General features: G+C 61.0%; 6 protein-coding genes and 1 pseudogene. 3 read left to right on the plus strand and 4 right to left on the minus strand.

All coding sequences use genetic code 11. The annotated features are described in order from the left end of the window. Positions 1-76: 76 nt before the first annotated feature. A pseudogene (locus tag PMI09_RS25650) lies at positions 77-482 on the minus strand (winged helix-turn-helix transcriptional regulator). Positions 483-585: 103 nt separating this feature from the next. On the opposite strand from PMI09_RS25650, the gene PMI09_RS25655 reads away from it, so the two are divergent. Continuing rightward, positions 586-1,599, plus strand: coding sequence for a zinc-binding alcohol dehydrogenase family protein (locus PMI09_RS25655; protein ID WP_007801295.1), 1,014 nt, complete (start codon positions 586-588; stop codon positions 1,597-1,599). A 286-nt stretch (positions 1,600-1,885) separates the two neighbouring features. Beyond that, positions 1,886-3,262 carry a magnesium transporter gene (mgtE, locus tag PMI09_RS25660; RefSeq protein WP_007801296.1) on the plus strand — a complete coding sequence of 459 codons (1,377 nt, stop codon included), beginning with the start codon at positions 1,886-1,888 and terminating at the stop codon, positions 3,260-3,262. 31 nt (positions 3,263-3,293) lie between these two features. On the opposite strand, the gene PMI09_RS25665 is transcribed toward mgtE, so the two are convergent. Next, complete coding sequence (locus tag PMI09_RS25665) at positions 3,294-3,767, minus strand: Lrp/AsnC family transcriptional regulator (protein WP_007801298.1); 474 nt, start codon at positions 3,765-3,767, stop codon at positions 3,294-3,296. Positions 3,768-3,913: 146 nt separating this feature from the next. On the opposite strand from PMI09_RS25665, the gene PMI09_RS25670 reads away from it, so the two are divergent. Then, positions 3,914-4,819 carry a DMT family transporter gene (locus PMI09_RS25670; protein ID WP_007801299.1) on the plus strand — a complete coding sequence of 302 codons (906 nt, stop codon included), beginning with the start codon at positions 3,914-3,916 and terminating at the stop codon, positions 4,817-4,819. Between the two features lie 73 nt (positions 4,820-4,892). On the opposite strand, the gene PMI09_RS25675 is transcribed toward PMI09_RS25670, so the two are convergent. Together PMI09_RS25675 and PMI09_RS25680 are read right to left on the minus strand one after the other, a co-directional pair. After that, positions 4,893-5,408: a GNAT family N-acetyltransferase gene (locus PMI09_RS25675; protein WP_007801300.1), complete on the minus strand. Its 516-nt coding sequence runs from the start codon at positions 5,406-5,408 to the stop codon at positions 4,893-4,895. A gap of 9 nt (positions 5,409-5,417) precedes the next feature. Continuing rightward, the coding region (locus tag PMI09_RS25680) for an electron transfer flavoprotein-ubiquinone oxidoreductase (protein WP_007801301.1) at positions 5,418-6,497 on the minus strand (1,080 nt) is incomplete at its 5' end.

The following is a 6,497-nucleotide window of genomic DNA, read 5'->3' on the forward strand; positions in this document are numbered from 1 at the left end:
GGGTTACGCCTTCGCCGCCACTGGCTACGTCGGCGCGATCCTGTCGTTTATCGGTGTCTTTGTGTTCGCCGCGTCTCTAAGCCTCGACCGCCGCGGCCGGGGCGCCTGACACAGCCGAAACGTCGCGAAGGTAGCGGCCTTCCGGCAGGCAGAAGACATTTTCTTCACCCCAGGCGGCAAGCGCCTTGATGACCGGTTTCAGCGTTTCGCCGAGCGGCGTCAGCGCATAGTCAACACGTGGGGGCACGACGGGAAAAACCGTGCGCGAGACAAGGCCGGATTCCTCAAGCTCGCGCAGCTGCTTCGTCATCATCCGCTGGGTTACCGAGGGCAGCTTGCGACGCAGTTCGTTGAACCGCAACGTCCCGCCCATCAGATGAAACAGAATCACGCCCTTCCATTTGCCGTCCAGAAAACTCAATGTCACTTCGACGGGGCAACCTGGAAAAGTTGCGGGTCAGCTTGGCGCGGGGAAGCGACATTTGACGGTATCCTTTTTGGTACTACGTACAGAATTTGTGCATTCTTGCGCTTATCGAGCATAGGACGCATCTAGCCTCTGTGCAACGAACACAGGAGTTTCCCATGCGCGCCGTCGCCTACAAGGTCCCCCAGCCCATCTCCGCCGAAACGTCGTTGATCGACGTCGACCTGCCGATTCCGGTAGCGAAAGGCCACGACTTGTTGGTCGAGGTCAAGGCGGTGTCCGTCAATCCGGTCGACGTGAAGGTACGCGCAAGCGTTGCGCCGGCGGCGGACGAACTCAAGGTGCTCGGATGGGATGCCGCGGGCGTCGTCAAGTCCGTCGGCCCGGAGGTCACGCTGTTCAAAGCCGGTGATGAAGTCTTCTACTCCGGCGTCATCAACCGCCCCGGCTCGAATGCCGAATTCCACCTGGTCGACGCGCGGATTGTTGGACGCAAACCGAAGACGCTCGACTTCGCCTCTGCTGCGGCCCTGCCTCTGACGTCGATCACGGCTTACGAGGCGCTTTTCGACCGGCTGAGAGTACAAGATCCGGTTCTGGGGGCGGCACCGGCAATCCTCATCATCGGCGGCGCTGGAGGCGTCGGATCGATCGCGATCCAGATCGCACGTGCGCTGACTGACCTGACGGTCATCGCAACGGCATCCCGGCCCGAAACCATCGAATGGATCAAACAGCTCGGCGCCCATCATGTCGTCGACCATTCGCAGCCTATTGCAGCACAGGTGGCGGCACTTGGCCTCGGCGCCCCCGGCTTTGTCTTCTCGACGACCAATACCGACCAGCACATCAAGGAGATCGTCGAGGTCATCGCGCCGCAGGGCCGCTTCGCGCTGATCGACGATCCGAAGACGCTCGACATCGTGCCGTTCAAGCGGAAGGCCGCGTCCATCCATTGGGAGCTGATGTTCACGCGGCCGCTGTTCGGCACGCCAGATATGATCGAACAGCACAAGCTGCTCAACAAGGTTGCCGAACTTGTCGATGCCGGCAAGATCCGCACGACGCTTAGCGAGACGCTTGGCCCGATCAACGCTGCCAATCTGAAGAAAGTGCACGCTATGATCGAAAGCGGTCGGACGAAAGGAAAGCTGGTCCTGGAGGGCTTCTAACGCCTCCCGTAGTTCAAACAAAAGCTGCTCGAACGAAGTGCCGCGCCGGCAGGTGCGGCATTCTGGCACCAAGCGCCTCAAGCGCTTGACTCTTCTGCCAATTAAGACCACCTACAGCATTACGCGGATTGCATCCGTTTTCCGCGGATATCAACGGAGCCATCATCACGATGCCAAGCGACAGTAGCAGTCGATTGCCTTTGCCGTACGCGGCCCTCGTGCGCTGACCGACTCCTGTCGGGCTCGCCCGTCGGACGCTACGGCGGATCGACGGAAAGGCGAGCCTATGAACATCAATCGCTTCCCACTGCGGGCGGGCCATGCCGCTCGTTTGTTCAGCAACGACCACCTCGGCGCCATCACCACGGCCGAGCGCGTCGAACGGCTGAACGCACTTGAAATCCCCGAAGCTGCAGCAATCCTGGTTACGCTGCCGCAGCAGAAGGCTGTCCGTATTCTCGGCCGCCCTGAGCTGCACAATGCCGCCGCGATCATCGCTGAAATGCCGGTCGAGCAAGGCGCTCGCCTGCTGAACGCCACCGCGAACGACCGCGTTGCGGACCTCTTTCAGGACATGAACGAGGAGGCCCGCGCGCATCTTTTCTCGCGGCTTGACCGTACGACATGCCTCGCCGTCCAACATCTGATGGGCTACCCGCCCCGCACGGCCGGTAGCATCATGACGACGGAGTTCGTCAGCGTGCCCGACACCTGGACCGTCGAGCAGACGCTGGAGCATGTGCGCAAGGTCGAGCGTTCGCGCGAAACGGTCTACGCCATCTACGTCCTGGATGCGGTGAGCCACGTTCTGACGAGCGTCGTTACACTGCGCCGTCTAATCACCGGCGATCCCGGCGAACCTGTTTTGACCGTTGCGCAGAAGGAAGGGGTTGTTCGTGCCGATCCGCTGATGACGCAGGAAGATGTCGCCCGGCTGATCCGCAAGCACAATCTGCTGGCCCTGCCTGTCGTCAGCGAAGACGGAGACATGCTCGGTATCGTCACGGTCGACGACGTGATCGACACGATGATCGCCGACCAGACCGAGGACGCCCACAAGTTCGGCGGTATGGAAGCGCTCGGCAAGCCGTATATGAAGATCGGCTTTGCCGGCATGATCCGCAAGCGCGCAGGCTGGCTCTGCGCCCTCTTCCTCGGCGAAATGCTGACGGCAAGCGCCATGCAGCATTTCGAAGGCGAACTGGAAAAGGCGATCGTACTGACATTGTTCGTGCCGCTGATCATGAGCTCGGGCGGCAATAGCGGTTCGCAGGCAACGTCGCTGATCATCCGGGCGCTGGCGCTCGGCGAACTCAAGCTCTCCGATTGGTGGCGCGTGCTGCTGCGCGAACTGCCGACGGGCATCGTGCTGGGCTCGATCCTCGGCCTCGTCGGCTTCGCCCGCATCGCGCTCTGGCAGAATGTTGGCCTCTTTGACTATGGTGAGCACTGGGTCCTGGTCGGTTTCACGATCTTTACCGCGCTGATCGGCATCGTGACCTTTGGTTCGATCTCCGGCTCAATGCTACCTTTCATCTTGCAGAAGCTGCGGCTCGATCCGGCCAGTGCTTCCGCTCCGTTTGTCGCAACTCTTGTCGACGTGAGTGGACTGGTGATCTACTTCTCGGTCGCGGTGCTGATCCTCAGCGGCACCCTGCTCTGAACATGCTAACGGGGCCCAATGGGTCCCGTTTTCATTTCGGCTCTGGCAACTTCAATGCCCCATGGGTCTTCATGCTGCGAATGGCGAAGTTCGAGCGGATGTCGCTGACATTCGGCAACGTCAGCAGCGTGTCCGTCAGCAGCCGCTCGTAGGCAGCGAGATCCTCAACCACCACCTCCGCCAAGAAGTCAGCTGTTCCCGATATCAGAAAACACGACACGACTTCCGGAATGGCGAGCAAGGCCGCCTCTTGGGCCTGTGCGTTCTCGCGGCTGTGATGCGCGACCTTCAGTTCGACAAAAACAGTCAAACCGAGACCGACCTCCTTGCGGTCGATGTCAGCGCGGTAGCCACGGATGACGCCGGTCTTCTCGAGATTGCGGATTCGACGCAAGCACGGCGATGGCGACAGATTGACCTTCTCGGCAATCTCCACGTTGGTCGCCCGCGCATCCTCCTGCAAGCACTGCAGTATCGCCAGATCGAATTTATCAAGACTTGGCATGATTGATAAAACCTTCCGCAGATTTTGGCAGATAATTGCTTATTGTATTATTTTGACGGCACAGATAGCAAGGACATGCCTCAGCGTTCCGACCTATTCTCTTCTCAACCGGACAGTCTGCGGACGGCCATAAGAGGAGAGATCAGATGAGTGCCCTTGCCTTCACGAACAACGAAAAATCCACCGCGATACCCATGGGCTATGCCGGTGCCGTCGTCACGGTCCTGATCTGGGCGACGTGGATCCTGGCAACCCGTCACAGCGCCGCGACACAGCTGGGAACGATCGATATCGGGCTGATCCGCTACGGCGTTCCGGCACTCATTCTGGCGCCCGTCTGGCTGAAAACCGGACTGCTGCCGAGAGGTGTGCCGCTCGGCCTGCTGGCCACGATGTTCGCCGGTGCGGGCGCCATCTTCTTCCAGTTGACCACGTCCGCAATCCATTCGACCCCGGCATCTGCGGCTGGCATCCTCCTTGGCGGCTCTATGCCACTCGCAACTGCCCTCATTGGAGTCGCCATCTTTCGGGAACGACCGGACTCCATGCGTGTGCTCGGCCTGGCCGCGATTGTCGCGGGTGTGGCCATCCTGCTTATTCGCAGCCTCGCGGGGGCGGCTCTCCCCTGGAGCAGCTTCGTCCTGCTGCCGATGGGAGCAATCCTCTGGGCAAGCTACACGCACGCATTCCGCCGCTCCGGCCTGACGGCCGTACAGGCCAGCGCGCTCATCGCCATCTGGTCTTTCCTGATCCATGTCGGCCTTGCTGTCGTCTTCGGCACGTCGATTACCAGCGCACCGTTTGCCGAAATAGGCCTGCAGGTCTTGAGCCAAGGCGTTCTTTCCGGCCTTGTTGCGACGGTCGCCTATGGTCTTGCCGTTCATGCTCTGGGCGGCACGCAGGCAGCAGCCTTCACGGCGATCACGCCGGTGCTGGCGACGATCGGCGGCGGAATGCTGCTTGGAGAGGAGATCGGCATCGCAGAGATTGCCGCTGCCGTGATCACCGGGCTCGGTGTGGCACTCTCGACCGGTATCGCCTCGCGGCGATAGCTCAACACATATCATTGGGTCGGCGCTCATTCCGCCGGCCTATTTCCTTTTTCGCGGCGCCTCGATTGACTCTTCAAAGGGCAAGGACCATCGCGACCCGCCGTTCCGGGTCCATCCCAACCTCAATTTCCTGATCCAGCTTTTTCTGCAGGAACTGCGGTACGGCCTCCGCCCTCGGCAACACAAAGCCGAGGGACTCATAGAAGGGCGCATTAAATGGAACGTCGCGCTCCGTTGTCAGCGTCAGCGCCCTAAGCCGACATGCGCGGGCCATCTCGATCGCAGCCGACATCAAACGCCGCCCGACGCCCCTGCGCTGCCAATCCCGGCAAACGTCCAGTTCGATCACATAGAGCGTGCCTGCGATCTCCTCCGCCGCGAGAAAGCCAACCGGCCAATCATCGTCATCGGCGGCAACAAGCAGCAGGCCCGCGTCGAGCGATTCCCGCAGAATATCTTGCGGAAGCGCGTGCGGTTCCCTGACGACGCCGAGCGCCTCCGCCAGTGTCGCGAAGGCGTCGATTTCGATCTCGGTCAGGCGCGGCAATTCATCGAGACGCGCCTGCCGTATGATGCAGGCGTCGCTCATGCCTGCACCCTACATATTCGGATAGACGGGCCCCTCACCGCCCTGCGGCGGAACCCAGTTGATGTTCTGGTTGGGGTCCTTGATGTCGCAGGTCTTACAGTGGACACAGTTCTGGGCGTTGATGACAAAGGTCTCCTTGCCATCCTTCTCCACCCATTCGTAGACGCCCGCCGGACAGTAGCGGGTCGAGGGGCCGGCATAGACGTCATGCTCGGACGATATCTGCAGCTCCATGTCCTTGACCTGCAGGTGCACCGGCTGGTCTTCCTCGTGGTTTGTGTTTGACAGGAACACCGAGGAGAGACGGTCGAAAGTGAGAACGCCATCGGGCTTCGGATAGGCGATCGGCTTATGCTTGGAAGCAGGCTCCAGCGACGCCGCATCCGTCTTGCCATGCTTCAGCGTGCCGAAGATGGAGAGGCCGAAGAGCTGGTTCGTCCACATGTCGAGACCGCCAAGTGCCACACCGATCGCCGTGCCGAACTTCGACCACAGCGGCTTGACGTTGCGCACCTTCTTCAGGTCCTTGCCGATGTCGCTTGCGCGCCAGTCGTTCTCGATCTCGACCACTTCGTCATTGGCGCGGCCGGCGGCGATTGCCGCGGCGATCCGCTCTGCCGCCATCATGCCCGACAGCACCGCATTGTGGCTGCCCTTGATGCGCGGCACGTTGACGAAGCCCGCCGCACAGCCGATCAGCGCGCCGCCGGGGAAGGACAGCTTCGGCACCGACTGCCAGCCGCCTTCGGTGATCGCGCGCGCTCCATAGGACAGCCGCTTACCGCCTTCGAAGGTTCCGCGGATCGCCGGGTGTGTCTTGAAGCGCTGGAATTCCTCGAATGGATAAAGGTAAGGGTTCTTGTAGTTCAGGTGGACGACGAAGCCGACGGCAACGAGGTTGTCTTCCAGATGATAGAGGAAGGAGCCGCCGCCGGTCTTCATGCCGAGCGGCCAACCGAAGGAGTGCTGCACCAGACCCTGCTTGTGGTGCTCCGGCTTGACCTGCCAGAGTTCCTTGATGCCGATGCCGAATTTCTGCGGCTCACGGTCCTTGGAGAGATCGAATTTGGCAATCAGTTGCTTGGCGAG

Source organism: Rhizobium sp. CF122 (genome assembly GCF_000282035.1).
GTDB lineage: Bacteria > Pseudomonadota > Alphaproteobacteria > Rhizobiales > Rhizobiaceae > Rhizobium.

What these genes read in the sequence shown, in the direction of transcription:
- PMI09_RS25655 (WP_007801295.1), top strand. Translation starts at nt 586, where the DNA reads ATGCGCGCCGTCGCCTACAAGGTCCCCCAGCCCATCTCCGCCGAAACG.
- mgtE (WP_007801296.1), top strand. Translation starts at nt 1,886, where the DNA reads ATGAACATCAATCGCTTCCCACTGCGGGCGGGCCATGCCGCTCGTTTG.
- PMI09_RS25665 (WP_007801298.1), bottom strand. Translation starts at nt 3,767, where the DNA reads ATGCCAAGTCTTGATAAATTCGATCTGGCGATACTGCAGTGCTTGCAG.
- PMI09_RS25670 (WP_007801299.1), top strand. Translation starts at nt 3,914, where the DNA reads ATGAGTGCCCTTGCCTTCACGAACAACGAAAAATCCACCGCGATACCC.
- PMI09_RS25675 (WP_007801300.1), bottom strand. Translation starts at nt 5,408, where the DNA reads ATGAGCGACGCCTGCATCATACGGCAGGCGCGTCTCGATGAATTGCCG.